Consider the following 15,546-nt stretch of genomic DNA (forward strand, 5'->3'; position numbering starts at 1 on the left):
ATAACATGACAAAAGTCGGATACCTAGTTCTAGATAAACTATTCGAATAATTATTTCTGATAAATCAGACAAATAAGCCACTCGTCATTGAACCGAGTGGCTTATTTTTTATTGCTTCTCACAAAAACTGTGCCGATTTAGTTTAAGAAAAGCTCTATTTTTAGTTTATATGTCTGGATTGGATAAAGGGTAAACTCTGGGTGTGTTTTTTGCCCCCACGAGTCGTCTCCACCGATACCCATTTGACAAGCATTTACCGTCATCACCGTCTCCGTAACAACTGGAAGTAAGTGATGGTGCGTCGCCTCTTCTAACTGCTGGTCACGATACGGAAGCACAGTCACTTCAAATGGGGTATCACTTTTAACCGTTAGTGATTGATTAACCGAAGCAACAGTTACGCGTCTTACATCTATTTTATTTCCACACGCTTGAGGCTTTAAATAAGGCACGAGTTGGTCTTTAACTTTGCCAGTATAATGACCAAATAATTGACTTGTATATCGATCAATATAAGACTCTTCTGGTCCGCGTCCGAGATAATCAAGCGTGTCAAGCGTTGGTTTAAGACCAAACGTGACGCCTACTGCCGGGATTTCAGGTAAACTTCTTTCCGGTGTGAACCGATAGTCTAAAGTAACCGCGCCACCTGAGGATACAGTTACCTCAAACCGCGTGACACTATTATGAAGCGCTGGATAACGGTGAACCGATTGAATAACCACTTCCTTGTGTCGTTTCTCAACCTTCACCGCTTGTAAAACCATCGTCTCATTCGCATTTCTATAACAAGCACTGCGCTGATCTAGACCATTGCCGCGGTCATTATCGGTCATCGCTCGCCAGAAATTAGGTACAATGGGTGATGTCAACAGCTGCTCATCAGCTTTAGCTAAAGCCGTAATAAGGCCGGTCGCTTTTGATACTGTAAGTGACACATCATGACTCGTAACCGTTATAGTTCCAGGTGTTTCAACGACGTCAACAATCCCCTCATTCACTTCATTTGCTTCAATAACTACTGGTGCGCTGATAACAGGACAGGCAAACTGATCATATGCGACAATGTCACCTTTTTCCGCATAACGATTAGCTTCTTTATAGGCCATTGAAATATTTACATGATATACATCTCCCGCCTTTTCACCAAAGTCTGGGTTCACGTTAAGGATTGTTTTCTCACCTGGCGGGCAGTCAACTGTCACTGTCTCTGTTGAAACAACCTCACCATCCACTAAGAGATCAACCTGTGTCTTAAGCGTTGATAAATTAGTAAAGAGATAGCGATTTTCGATAATGATTTCACCCTTTACAATATCTTCTGTACTAAAGTGGACCGGTTGATATTGGCGTTTGACTTCAGCTAATTTCGGTGTCGGTCGTCCGTCTCCAAAGACAATCCCGTTCCCACTAAAGTTACTGTCATGAGGTGACTCACCAAAGTCACCACCGTAAGCAAGAAAGGCCTGACCGTCTTTTGTTTTGTGTAACAAGGATTGATCTTTAAAGTCCCAAATAAAACCACCTTGAAGGATGTCATACTTGTAAAAAAGGTCTTGATATTGGTTAAAGTTACCGAGTGAATTCCCCATCGCATGCGAGTATTCACATAAAATATAAGGCTTCTTATTCGGTTTGTCTTCCTTGGCATACTGCTCGATACCGTTAGGGGAAATATACATCGTACTCTCGATATCACTAGCCCCATCCGATGCACGGTAGTGGAACGTGCCTTCATAGTGTACTAAGCGTGAAGGATCTTTTTCTTTTAAGAAAGCATGCATCTTTAAGAAATTATCCCCACCAAACGATTCATTTCCAAGTGAATAAATAACAATAGAAGGATGGTTTTTATCTCGTTCAAACATACTTTCTGTTCGGTCTAACACATTTTGCGTCCACTCTGGTCGGCTTCCTGGCACTGTATCTTCGAGCTCTTGTTGGCCATAGCGCCACGTCCCATGTGTTTCAAGGTTCACTTCATCAATCACATACAGACCATAAACATCACATAAGTGATACCAGTAAGGATCGTTTGGATAGTGCGACGTTCTTACCGCGTTAATATTCGCACGTTTCATAATTAAAATATCTTCCAACATATGTTCCTTTGTTACGGCACGACCGACATCGTAATGGAACTCATGACGGTTCACGCCTTTAAAGACAATCCGTTCACCATTGATTTTCATTAACCCATCTTTTAATTCGAATGTTCTAAAACCTGTCTGATGTTTCTCTGAGACATAAATCTCTTCACCAGGTGCTTTTAAACTCACCGTCACTGTATAAAGATGAGGGTCCTCCGCTGACCACTTTTTCGGGCTTTTAACGGCCTCACTTAGTGATACTATGTGATATCCTTCGCCAAAGGTAACTGTTTTTTCAAGTGGCGCGCCAAAGACAGGTTCGCCGTGGTCATATAGGTTGACGAGGCATGTCACTGTTTTTTCTTCTTCACTATAGTTTCTTAGTGTCACATCCAGTTCAAATGTACCATCTTGGTAATCCGCGTCGAGTGTCGGTTTAATAAACGTATTGTCGATATGAACAACCGGCTGACGATAAAGATATAAATCACGGAAAATACCGCTCAAGCGCCAAAAATCTTGATCTTCTAACCAACTTGCATCACACCAGCGATACACTTCTAAACAGAACAGGTTCTCACCTGGCTGTAAGTAAGGTGTGACATCAAATTCGCTTGCTGTAAATGTATCCTCACTGTAGCCAACAAACTCGCCGTTAATCCATAAATAAAAAGCTGATTCTACACCTTCTAAACGGAAATAAACGGGTTCTTTCGTAAAGTCTTCCGGTAAGTCAAGCGTCTTTCGGTAATGTCCGACCGGGTTATAGTTGGTCGGCGCAAACGGCGCTTTAATATCTTCATGTTCAACCCACGGATAGGTTGTGTTTGTATATTGTGGATAATCATAACCTTCTAATTGCCAATGACTCGGCACGTTAATAGGCTTAAACGCTGACGCATCAAAATCTGTTTGATAAAAGCCTCCAAGCTTTTCTGATGGGTTTTTCACCCAGTAAAAATCCCATTCCCCGCTTAGTGATAAGTAGCGATTAGACTGTTCTTTTTCATTAGCTAATGCGTCTTTCTCTGTATCAAACGGCATATGGTCTGCCGTTAAGGTACGCCGGTTCAATTGAAAAATCTCTGGGTTGTTGTTCCATTCTGGGTAATTGTTTTTAGGTGGTGTATACGTATATTTAGGATAGCGTTTCATTCTTCTTCCTCCATGACTTTAAAATGTAATAAATACGCACGTGCGTCTCCTTTATCGGCACGATCAATGACTCGGTCTAATTCTAAACCGTGATACATTAACTGATCACCGTAATAAACATCGGTAGTACCGACTAATTGATAACGCGCATCTGGTTGTAAACCTTGTAACTTTAATTGTCTAAAACCGGGATTAGGCACAGCATAGCGTTGTACAAATGTGACCATCACTTGTTTTTCATCTGCCGATTTATAAAGCCAGCTGGCCATTGTTAAACTGTCAAACGGACTGATGAGTCGATACATTGTCCCAAACTGCACAACAGGTTGTAGCGCTTTATACTGGATAATTTGTTCTTTCACCATCTGTTTTTCTTCTTCTGTTAACTGTCCAGGGTCTAATTCATAACCAAGCATCCCGCTAAAGCTCACAATGCCACGTGTTTCAAGAGGGGTATAACGCCCAGTTTGATGATTTGGAACAGCTGAGACATGTGCCCCCATCATAGAGGCAGGATAGACATGCGAGGTCCCGTACTGTATCTTGATTCGTTCCAGTGCATCGGTATCGTCACTCGTCCACGCTTGTGGGGCGTAGTAAAGCATCCCAGGATCAAACCGGGCACCACCAGCAGCACATGATTCAAATAACACGTCTTTGAAATCCGTCGTCAGTTTTTCATACAGCTGATAAACCCCTAAAATATAGCGATGCCTTACAGACCCTTGGTCATCTGTTGATAAATAAAGTGAGCCGGCTTCTGTCATAAAGCGGTTCATGTCCCATTTCACATAGTCAACGTTCGCTTCTGTTAAACGCGCTTTAATAAGTTCATACATATAATTGACGACAGCTTCATTTGAAAAATCAAGCACATGTTGATTTCTTCCCGGTGTCATGGGGCGATCTTTCACCTGCATGACCCAATCAGGGTGTTCTTGAAACAGATCAGACTTAGCAGAAATCATTTCCGGCTCAATCCACAAACCAAACATCAAGCCAAGCTGATGAATCTTATCTGATAAGGACCTGAGACCGTTCGGCAATTTAATGGGATCAACGACCCAATCACCAAGAGAAGTCGTGTCACTGTTGCGGCCTTTAAACCAACCATCATCTAACACAAACAACTCAACGCCTAGTGCTTTAGCTTCTTTTGCCATATCTAATAGCTTTGTTTCATTGAAATCGAAATACGTTGCTTCCCAATTATTTATTAATACAGGACGCAAGCGATCGCGCCAATATCCCCGAGCTAAGCGCGTGCGATAAAGGGTATGATAGACTTGACTCAGTTTGTTTAACCCCCTAGAAGAATAGGCCATCACAACCTCAGGTGTATAAAACGTCTCACCCGGTGTCAGATGCCAATCAAAGTCAAACGGATTAATTCCCATCATTACCCTGGTTGTATCATAATGATCCACTTCCATTTGCGCAAGGAAGTTACCACTGTAGACCAAACTAAACCCATATGCATCGCCTTGGTTCTCTGTTGTCTCCTTATTTAAAAGCGCTAAAAACGGATTATGTTGCGGTGAACTTGCCCCACGGGTTGATTGAATGTTTTGGACACCGCTATGGAGTGGGGTTCTTTTCACATGACGTTCACGTGCCCAAGACCCTGCAAGTTCTAGCCATTCAAAATCGGCACGGTTGAAGTCAACAGATGCACTCATTAAACGATTGATCCTAATCGGCTCACTACTGCTATTTAAAAGACTGACATGTCTTGTAATAACAGGTGTATCTGAATAAATGGTATACGAGAGCACTAGAGTTGCTTGTATACAATCATCCGTTAATCTCACTTGAAGCGTCTGCGCCTCATTATTAGATTCGACATATGTTGATGGAAGTCCTGGTATTTTTTCTTTTCCAGAAACAATTTTATAATCTTTATACGTAAACTGCGTAACCCTACTTCCATCCTTACTTGTTAATTCAAGTGCAGGCAAGCGAAAATCACTCCGTGAGAAGCTCGGATATTCTTGTCTAACGACATCCATTGTCAGATTGGTATTGACCTCGACACAGCTATTATCTTTTTGAGCAGTGTAAAACAAATGACGAAAGTCATCGACATGACGTAGCGCCTTTCCAAAATAAAGCTGGGCACATTCACCGTTAGGTAAAATTGTAAAAAGATAACTCACATCCCGATTAGTCAAATGGAATGTGAGTGTTTCTTCATTAACATAAATCGCCATAGGCGTTCCTCCTCTATCTATAGTTTTTCTCATTTGTAGCTTGTCATTCTGCCCGCATGAACAGGCATATCATTTATTAACCTTTTACTGATCCCATCATACCAGCCACAAAATGCTTCTGCATAAAGAAGAAAACAAGTGCTGTTGGTAATGTCGCAATCGTAATAGCTGACATGATCATTCCGTAATCAGGCGCATAGCTTGAGCCTAAGTTTGAGATCAACAATGGAATCGTTTGATTACTTGGTGATTGTAAGACAACCAGTGGCCAAAGGAAGTTATTCCAACTGTTCATGAACGCAATAATTGCCGCTGCGGCATAAGTTGTTTTCATTGTTGGAACAAAAATTCTAAAGAAAATACCAATTTCACTTAAACCATCAATTCGGCCTGCTTCAATTAAATCTTTAGGAAACATTCTGGTATTTTGTCTAAAGAAGAAGATGAAGAAAGCTGTCGTAATCGTTGGTAAAAACGCTGCCGCTAATGTGTCAATTCCTAAAAACGGTGCTGTTTGTGAAATACGACCGAACAAACGATACAATGGCACCATAATCGATGCGAACGGAATCATCATTGATAATAACAAAATATTAAATACTAAATCTTTCCCGCGGCTACGGTACATTTGGAAACCATATCCGGCAAGGGATGCAATTAATAACGTAAAGAACGTTGAAAGAATCGCAATGATAAATGAATTTGTTAGTGCGGTAACCATATCCACTTGATTAAATAAGTTCGTCAAGTTCTCCATTAAGTGAAGTCCTGGTAACTGACGCCCACGTGTCACATCAACCGAACGGTTGGTCATACTGACAACCATCCAAAAGAATGGGTAAATTGAAATAATGGTTGCGATTGATAAAAATAGATAAGTGAGTGGTCGTTTTAGTTTTTTCATTCTTTTTCACCTGCCACTTTAAATTGAATTAGGGATAGAATTATGACAAGAATCACAATCACGTAAGATACCGTTGCTGCATAACCAAAGTTTGGTGTGTATTTAAACGATAAATCAAAGATATACGCAGAAATCGATAACGTGGAGTTCCCTGGTCCACCACCAGTTATATTAACAACTTCATCAAAGATTTGGAGTGTACCAATCGTTGATGTAATCGTAGTAAACAAAATAATAGGTCTTAATAATGGAATCGTAATTTTAAAGAATTGTTGTACGGATGATGCACCATCAATCCGTGCTGCCTCATAGACAGATTGATCAATGTTTTGGAGTGCCGATAAGTAAAAAATCATGTTATAGCCTGTCCAGCGCCAAGTAATCGCAAGAACAATAACAACCTTTGCCCAAAACGGATCGGATAAGAAGAAAATCGGTTCATTTATAATTGATAAGTTTAAGAGTAGTTGATTGACAATCCCATCACCTGAGAACATATACTTAAAAATAACGGAGTAAGCGACGAGTGATGTGACCGCCGGTAAGAAAATAGCTGTTCTGAAAAAACCTCTAAATTTTAATGTTGAATCATTTAATAAAACTGAAAAGAACAAAGCTAGAATAATCATAATTGGTACTTGAATTAATAGATATGTCACCGTATTTGTTAAAGCTGTTATAAACGTCGGGTCATTAAGCAAACGTGACCAGTTTGTTAACCCCGTATATGATAGATTTGACCCCATACCCGATTGAAATGACAGTAGCAAAGCATCAATCATTGGATAAAAGTAAAAGAGACCTATCGCAAAAATAGAAAATCCAACAAACAACCAGCCAATATTGTCTTTTTTAGTGAGCTGCTTCATGTGTTCTACTCCTTCCTAATGGTAAGGGCCACAAGGACAATGCCCCTTGCGACCCTCCTTTTTTCTCTTTATTGTAATTGCGTTTCTGCTTGTGTTTGTGCGCGTTCTAGTACTGTTGATAGATCTTGACCGTTTAAGTAGTTTTGGAACTCAACAATCATAATGTCATCTACCGCATACGTATGAATACCGTATTCAACCGCTGGAATTTCTTCTGTCCATTGAACAAACTCATTGTAGATTTGTTGGTTTCCGAAGAATTCTACTTCCATATCATACGCTTCACTTTCAAGTCCTGGTAGGTATGTGCCAATAGCACCCATTTCTGTGATTAGCGTATCATAAAATTCTAAGTTCCCACCAAATGTGTTGCTTAAGAACGTCGCCGCTGCTTCTTTACCGTCTTGGTTAAGAACGTAGAATGATGACCCACCTAAGTTAGATGCATGTGTTGCACCTTCAACTTCTAAGCGTGGAATAGGTGCTACACGCCAGTCACCTGATTGTGATTCTTCAGCCATAACACTTGGTGTGATCCAGTTACCTGTTGGAACTGTTGCCACATCACCATTGTTAAACGCGCCTACGAATTGACTCCAGTCAGAGTTTAAACGAACAATATTCGCATCAAACAGGGCTTTTAGAGCTTCAAAACTTGCTGCTAGTGCTTCGTTTTCTGCTAAGTATGGTGTTTGACCATCTTCTTCAAAGTACCAGCTACCTGCAGATTGAATCATAATACGCATCAAGCCATTATCATTTGGATCAAGTGTTAACATGTCTTTTCCTGTTGCTTCTTTTACTGCTTTACCAATCTCAGTATATTCGCTCCATGTAATATCAACGATATCATCGAATGTATAGCCTGCTTCTTCTAATAAATCAACACGGACATAAAGGCCCGTCACACCAGTGTCAAATGGTAAACCATAAACATCTCCTGCATAGCTTGTTGCTTCAATTTTATATGGTGCAAAATCTTCAAACACAACATAATCTGTGATCGGATAAAACGCATCCGGATACGCTTGTAAGAAACTTTGCGCACGGTAGTCTTCAATTAATACGATGTTCGGCATCCCTTGCGTTGTGCCTGAGGAAAGGCCTGTATTTAATCGTTGCACAATATCATCTTGCGCATTTTCAATAACTTCTAAATCTAAGTCAATCTCTCCATCATAAAGATCTTTAGCATAGTTAAGTGCACGAATATTAAAGTTTGGATCCCATGCCCAAGCAGTAATATTGACAGCTTCTCCTGAACCTTCATCTGTTGATTCTGTTTGATCGGTATCGTTTGTATCCCCGCTATCTGTTGCCTCTTCATCTCCATTACCACAAGCGACTAACAACCCAATCATCCCCACTAACAAAAACATCAATAAAAACTTTTTCATATTGTAAACCCTCCCTTTAATTTGTAAGCGTTTTCTTTTCGCTACACCCTTAGTATAACGCCAAAGAAAAAAAGACCGTTAGCACGATCTTTAGATAAGCCCTTGTCTATTTTTTAGATACTCTTATTATTTTTCAACTTAATAGTTGTCTTTTTTTTAGAATTTGGATTATCTTTATATGTTGTGAACCCTCTCACGATTTAATCAGTGGTAACGTTACAATCACGCGTGTTCCTTCTCCAGGGGCACTTTTCACAGTAACACCGTACTGATTACCGTAAAGCATGTTAATGCGTTCTTGAACATTCTTCATGCCAATACCTGAAAACATTTGGCGCTTATGTTTAACAACATAAGGAAAAGCTTCCTTAGATAGCGTCATGCCATCTCCATCATCCATGACTTCACAGTAAAGAGTATCCGCCTGTTTTTGAATCATGATTTGAATGTAGCCTGTTTTCTTTTCGTTAAACGCATGGAAAAAAGCGTTCTCTATAAATGGCTGAAGGACGAGCTTTGGCATGTGATAAGCATAAACATCCGGTGCCACAAAGAAATTCACTCGAATTTGGTCCCCGTAGCGCGCTTGATTAATTTGAACGTAATGTTTCATATTTTCTAATTCTTGTTCAACTGAGACCGTTTCCCCCACTTCTCCTAACGTATTCTGAAGAAGATTAATGAGCGCGTGGATGGTTTCAACGGCTTCTTCTGTCTGTTCGTGCCGCACCATAAACTTCACTGTCGTCAATGTGTTATAGAGAAAGTGCGGATTAATTTGGTGTTGCAGGGCACGCAGTTCAGCATCGCGTTGTTTTTTCTGCGACTCAACAACGACACGAACATATTGATCTAACTCGTCTAATGTATAATTAAAAGCACGCGCAATCTGTGTTGATTCATAGCCACCTTCTTCTTCTAATCGCTTTTTAAAATGATGCTTATTTAGTTTAGCGATTTGTCTTACAAGACGTGTAAGAGATAACGTAATGTGACGTGAAATAAGCCAAGATAAAACGGTTGCCATCAAAACAATGCCCGTAATAATAAGAAGCAGTTCTCTTGCATTAATCAAATTACCGACAATCGTCTCTTGGTCAACTAAGTTAACCAAATACATATCAAGTCCTGTCACATACTCCATCAGCACTTGGTAATCTGTCCCAAAGACTGTGACTTGATCTATTAGCTGTTCGCTAAGCGGGTCTTGATTAATCATTTCTTTCAGTCCACCTAACGCTTCACCAATCCACTGTTCTTGATTACTAGAGAGAACAACACCGTCGCGATTGACTAAAACAATCGTATTTTCCTCACTTGTATACCCTTCAAAAAAGCCTCTCATTTGTTCCTCTCTTATCGCGACGTAACTAAAGCCATACGTCCCAGAAGTAAACTGGTTACTAAGAGCTGTACCTGCCACAATCAATGGCAGCCCCTCATTTTCTACCATCGTGTACTGGATTTGATTCGGTTGTTGTTTTAATTGGTCATTAAATGACCAATTGTATAACGCCTCATACGTCACTGGCCAATAGGAATAGTTCATGTTATACAAATGTTCATGTGGCCCAATCACGATTAAATTCGCACCTATCGGTTGAATACGGGCGTATTTACGTCTTACTTCTGTGACAATATCATACGCACTCTGCGCATCCACAATAGACGTCGTCCGCTCACGGTCAAGTACACGTTTAATCGTACCTGAATTTTCAACACTTTGTAACGTGCTCACAACAGCCGTCGTGTAATCATCAAAGCGCCGTTTTGATTCATTCATAATTCGCTCATTCGTCAGACTAAACGTATCCATAAAATACGTCGTAGAAATTCTTAACGTACTCACACTAATCAAAATCGTAACCAAAAGCACACTCGTCAAAGTCACGCCGAAAACCTTTAGAAACAACCCGTTACGATAAAACCAATCTTTCACTGTCTCGATCATATGACTCATTTAATTAACTCTTTTCTAAACCGACTCGGTGATTGTTTTGTTTTCTTTTTAAATACTTTACAAAAATAACTATGGTCCTGATAACCAACCATACTTCCCACATCAGCGATCGATAAATCATCATTGTTAAGCAATTCTTTCGCTTTGTTAATTCTAATATCTGTTAAGTAGTCGCTAAAGCCCTTATTTAAATGCTGACTAAAATAACTCGATAAATACGACGGGTTAAAATGAAAATGCGCACTTAAATCGGTAAGCGATAACGGCTCGCTGTAATGGCGATCAATGTAGGCTAACAATTGGGAAATATTATCTTGTTGGAGACTGTCTATCATCACGTCTGATGTAAGCTCATCATAAAATTGTTGAAAATGATAATAACACGCCACAAGTGTCGTTCCATGATTAATCACATTAAAATATTGGTATTTTTTTTGTTCAAAATGTTCACTCTTACCTTTTAATTCAGTAAACGCAATCACCATATTAAAAATAATGTTGCCTAATAAGTTTTTAACCTCATTGATTTGATAAGTGTAATCTTGCTTTACTCGACCGATATACTCATCGACATAACTTAGCGCAACATCATATTTCTTCTGTTTAAACAACGTTAGAAAGATACTTAAATCAAACGGTTTTTCAAGCGGCACACGTGGCGGCAAGTGATTGTAATGGATCACTGGCAAATCAGATAAAAAGAAGTGATAATTTCTCAATGCTTTGATCTCATCAAATGCGGTGATGCTATCTTTTGCTTTGTCATAAAACGTTGAAATAATGATAGAGAGAGGGTTGTGACGATGAGCTAATAGACGCATTTTCGCCTCGTCTATCGCTTGATTTAACGCAAGCTTTGTACCGATACACATCACGAGTTGATGACGATCATCACGCTCTAATTCAACAGTAGTTAGTCCGGTAAAGATGGCCGTTTGTGCTAACGCTTCGTCAGACGAAAAATCTGAGCGTGTCAGCTGAGCAAATAAAAAGCCCTCATCGCCTAAAAAAGCATCCAGCGTCTGGATGTCATCCGCGTGGTGATATTTCTTCAGTATTTTTTCAATCACTGCTTTTACAGGCACATCTCCCGTTACTTGTTTTGGCACATGCCCTTTGAGTTGTGCCGTTTTTTCCACTCGCTTCAGCGTTTCAAGAAGAATATCGCCATCTAACTTCGGCTTTAATATATAATCAACGACACCATTTTTAAATGTGTCGCGTACATAATCAAAATCAGCATAACTACTTAACACAATCATCTCGATAGATGGATAATGTTCCTTCACATATTTAATTAAGTCCGTCCCGTTCATCACAGGCATAACAATATCTGTAATAATAATATCAGGATGTAGGGCATCAATTAACTTTAATGCTTCCTCACCATTAGCAGCTTCACCAACCACTTCAAAGCCTTCTTCTTGCCAGTTCATATAATGCAAGATGCCTTGTCTAATTAATCGTTCATCATCGACAATTAACACTTTCGTTAATGATGCGCGCATAACGATTTCCCCCCTCATACATTAAAAACTCTTTACTAGTATAACACGATACAGAAAATTCCGTAATAGGTCTCATGAAAGCGATCTCCTATAAATAGGCCTAGCTGTTACTTTATCACATTACGACATCAACCGAGAAAAAACGAAGATGGTATCATCTCCGTTTTATCCGTTCATTATATGAGCTTACTTTATTTTTAGTGGTGCCAACTGGGCATCGATCTCTTCTTTTTTATAACCACCTTGAATTAAGACACTGGCAGTGTATGCCCCTTCAATAAAGGCGGCATCAAAAATGGTGATCGGTTTATCTGACATATCACTCACCATGTCTAGTGTCATTTTTGCACTTCCTAAATCATAGAAACAATACAGCTCATCTGCTTCATTATTATTAATGGCTGCTTCAATTAATTCATAACTCGAACCTACATCCCCATCGTCTGTTCCACCTGCATACGTAATCGACACATCTGGGGCACTTTCTTTTATTAATTGATAGACACCTTCGGCAATTTTATCAACATGTGAGGCAATCACAACACCCATCGTCATTGAAGTACCTCCTCTACAAGCGCTGTAAATAAGTAGCCACTTGAAACAGCACCAGGGTCAAGTGCCCCAATTGAACGCTCACCCACATAAGAGGCACGTCCTTTTTTCGCTTTAAGTGGTTTTGTCGCATCGACAGCTTGTGTAATCGCTTCGTTCGTTAACGCATCTTTAGCTAACGCCTCCACAACTGGCGCCCACGTATCGACCATCGTTTTATCGCCAACGTCTGCTTTTCCGCGGTGCTTTATTCCCTCTAGACCCGCTTCAATCAGCTCATGAATGTCTGTTGTCTCTTTTGCGGTCTTTGCCATCTGCATAAAGGCTGAACCATAAAGCGGTCCAGAAGCTCCCCCAACTTTACTAATGAGGGCCATAGCGGCTTGTTTTAATACCTCAGCTGTCTCTGGTTCGGCTATTTTTTCAAGATTCACTTTAACCGCTTCTGTCCCGCGTGCCATATTCGATCCGTGATCACCGTCACCAATGGCCTGATCTAAATCGCTTAAGTAAGCTTTATGTTCCTGAATTTTAGCTTCAAAGTTCAGCAACCATGCTTTTGCTTTATCCCCTGTTAATTCCATCACTTTATCCCCCTTACCAATTCAGTACACCTACAGGCGCCTCTAGTGCTACTGTTCTTTTATCATCATCTAAACGAATAACGGTTAGTGACAAACCTGTCATATCGATCGACGTCATAAAGTCACCGATTTTATTGAATACAATCTCGACATCGTATTTGGCTAATTCCTCTATAACATCATTGTAGAAGACGTAGAGTTCTTGAAGCGGTGTTGCCCCAAGACCGTTTACAAGTAAGCCGATTTTTTTCGTTTTCTTTGTCATGATTTCAGACATCAATTTACCTGTCAGTTCTTTCGCAATCTCACGGCTTGGTTTTAACGTATCACGTCGATAACCTGGTTCACCGTGAATACCTACACCATATTCCATCTCGCTCTCCCCTAGATGAAATCCTGGTTTACCTACTTCCGGTACTGTTGCACCACTTAAGGCGACACCTAACGTGTGAATATCAGTTACTAAAGCATCTCCCAGTGACTTTAAATCATTTAGAGCCATTCCCTCATGGGCAAAGTGACCGAGAATTTTATGGACAAGCACCGTTCCTGCAACCCCACGCTTACCGGCTGTGTACGTACTGTCTTCTACCGCAATATCATCATCGACAAGTACAGAGGCGACCTGAATATCTTCCATCTCAGCCATTTCTTTCGCCATATCGAAATTCATCACATCACCTGTATAGTTTTTGACGATCAATAATACACCATGACCTGTATCACTTGCTTTAATCGCTTCTAAGATTTGATCAGGTGTAGGCGAGGTAAACATCTCACCTAGCACGGCTGCGCGTAACATCCCCTCACCAACAAAGCCCGCATGTGCCGGTTCATGGCCACTCCCACCTCCAGAGACGAGTCCGACTGTCGGTTGTTTATCTTTTTCAATAATGACACGGGTCTCATCGATACCTTCTAGGAAATCACTGTGTGCATAAAGCATCCCTTTTAACATCTCATCAACAACTTGACTTGGATGATTGATTATTTTTTTCATTATTTTGTCCTCCTTGGCTTTAAAGACCGGGACCACGAGGCCCGGTCTCCTTATCTCTTCAATATGATCAATCGGTGACTTTATTCTTTAAGCGCTGATTATTTGTCACGCTTTTTCATATAAGCTTTTGCATAGGCATCGACAGCTCTAATCGCTTGAACCACATCATCTGGCGTGACGACAAACGGCATATTTTTCATTGTCTCATCTGGTTTTGTTGATAGTTCACCAATTTGATATAATTCTTCTTCTGTTGCTTTATCTAAATGCACTGCTTCTAACGTGACTGGTAAATCAAGCGCGATATAAAGCTCAAGATAACGTTCAATCTCTTCCAGCGGTTTATTTTCTAAGACAAGTTGTGTCATTGTCCCGTAAGCCACTTTTTCACCATGTGATAAGTGGTGAATATCCCCATCAACTGCAGTAAAACCATTATGAATCGCATGTGCGGCCGCAAGACCTGAGTCTTCAAATCCAAGACCACTCAGTAACGTATTCGCTTCAACAATTGCATCGAGGGCTGGTGTCACAATTTGATGTTTGTTTGCTTCATAGGCAAGTAACGCATAGTCAAACAGCACTTCCTCACATTTTTCCGCAATCGCAAATCCGGCGATTGTTGCTTTACCACCACTCATTGTGTCACCATTTTTTTGTTTCACCGCACGTGCTTCTACGAGTGTTGCTAACGCATCTGAAATACCCGACGCCAGCATACGTGCAGGTGCTTTAGCGATAATCGCAGTATCCATTAAAACTAAATCCGGGTTCTTTTTATAGAAAAGATACTGTTCAAATGCCCCTTCTTCTGTATACACAACAGATAAACCTGATGTCGGGGCATCTGTTGATGCGAGTGTTGGGAAAATAACGATAGGCACATCGATGTTATTAGCAACCGCTTTTGATGTATCAAGAGCTTTACCTGCCCCAACACCGATAACGGCATCGACGTGTTTGTCTTTACCAATAGCGGATACACGCTCAATTTCTTTCATTGAACATTCGCCATTAAACGTCACTTTAGTGACAGTAAAATCTTCTTCTAAGTTTTTAACGAGTTGATCTGCCGCAATTTCTTGTACAAATTCATCGGCTAACACGAGCAAGTTCTTTCCGAAATGCTCTAAATATTGACCTGAGTGATTGAGTAGATCCTTTCCTTGTACGTAACGACTTGGGCTAACAAAAATTTTGTCCATGTGAATCCTCCTCAGTTTTTTTCAATCCGTCTGGATTGGGTTAACGTTTTTGACAACGCTTTAATCTATACCCTTATTTTAGAATGTAAACGCTTTAATTTAAACGGACAAA

General features: G+C 40.4%; 11 protein-coding genes. All 11 read right to left on the reverse strand.

Annotated features, from left to right (window positions below):
* Positions 1 to 137: 137 nt before the first annotated feature.
* A complete protein-coding gene (gene lacZ, locus BM163_RS03980) occupies positions 138 to 3,245 on the reverse strand; it encodes a beta-galactosidase, LacZ type (protein ID WP_089800480.1) in 3,108 nt (1,035 codons plus the stop codon).
* Positions 3,242 to 5,455 carry an alpha-galactosidase gene (locus tag BM163_RS03985; protein ID WP_089800482.1) on the reverse strand — a complete coding sequence of 738 codons (2,214 nt, stop codon included), beginning with the start codon at positions 5,453 to 5,455 and terminating at the stop codon, positions 3,242 to 3,244. Before BM163_RS03985 ends, lacZ begins: the two co-directional genes overlap by 4 nt.
* A 76-nt stretch (positions 5,456 to 5,531) precedes the next feature.
* A complete protein-coding gene (locus BM163_RS03990; protein ID WP_089800484.1) occupies positions 5,532 to 6,359 on the reverse strand; it encodes a carbohydrate ABC transporter permease in 828 nt (275 codons plus the stop codon).
* Entirely contained in the window at positions 6,356 to 7,228 is an 873-nt protein-coding gene (locus BM163_RS03995) for a carbohydrate ABC transporter permease (protein ID WP_089800486.1), read from the reverse strand. Before BM163_RS03995 ends, BM163_RS03990 begins: the two co-directional genes overlap by 4 nt.
* Positions 7,229 to 7,296: 68 nt before the next feature.
* Entirely contained in the window at positions 7,297 to 8,625 is a 1,329-nt protein-coding gene (locus BM163_RS04000) for an ABC transporter substrate-binding protein (protein ID WP_089800488.1), read from the reverse strand.
* A 193-nt stretch (positions 8,626 to 8,818) separates the two neighbouring features.
* Positions 8,819 to 10,585 (reverse strand): sensor histidine kinase, encoded by a 1,767-nt coding sequence (locus tag BM163_RS04005; protein WP_089800490.1) that lies wholly within the window; start codon positions 10,583 to 10,585, stop codon positions 8,819 to 8,821.
* Positions 10,582 to 12,093, reverse strand: coding sequence for a response regulator transcription factor (locus BM163_RS04010; RefSeq protein ID WP_170243624.1), 1,512 nt, complete (start codon positions 12,091 to 12,093; stop codon positions 10,582 to 10,584). Before BM163_RS04010 ends, BM163_RS04005 begins: the two co-directional genes overlap by 4 nt.
* A gap of 186 nt (positions 12,094 to 12,279) precedes the next feature.
* A complete protein-coding gene (dhaM, locus tag BM163_RS04015; protein ID WP_089800494.1) occupies positions 12,280 to 12,648 on the reverse strand; it encodes a dihydroxyacetone kinase phosphoryl donor subunit DhaM in 369 nt (122 codons plus the stop codon).
* Positions 12,645 to 13,229: a dihydroxyacetone kinase subunit DhaL gene (gene dhaL / locus BM163_RS04020; RefSeq protein ID WP_089800496.1), complete on the reverse strand. Its 585-nt coding sequence runs from the start codon at positions 13,227 to 13,229 to the stop codon at positions 12,645 to 12,647. The genes dhaM and dhaL overlap by 4 nt, the downstream gene beginning before the upstream one ends.
* A 13-nt stretch (positions 13,230 to 13,242) precedes the next feature.
* Complete coding sequence (gene dhaK / locus BM163_RS04025; RefSeq protein WP_089800498.1) at positions 13,243 to 14,229, reverse strand: dihydroxyacetone kinase subunit DhaK; 987 nt, start codon at positions 14,227 to 14,229, stop codon at positions 13,243 to 13,245.
* 98 nt (positions 14,230 to 14,327) lie between these two features.
* Complete coding sequence (locus BM163_RS04030) at positions 14,328 to 15,434, reverse strand: glycerol dehydrogenase (protein WP_089800500.1); 1,107 nt, start codon at positions 15,432 to 15,434, stop codon at positions 14,328 to 14,330.
* Positions 15,435 to 15,546 lie beyond the last annotated feature (112 nt).

The sequence above is a fragment of the Halolactibacillus alkaliphilus genome (assembly GCF_900115465.1).
Classification (GTDB): domain Bacteria; phylum Bacillota; class Bacilli; order Bacillales; family Amphibacillaceae; genus Halolactibacillus; species Halolactibacillus alkaliphilus.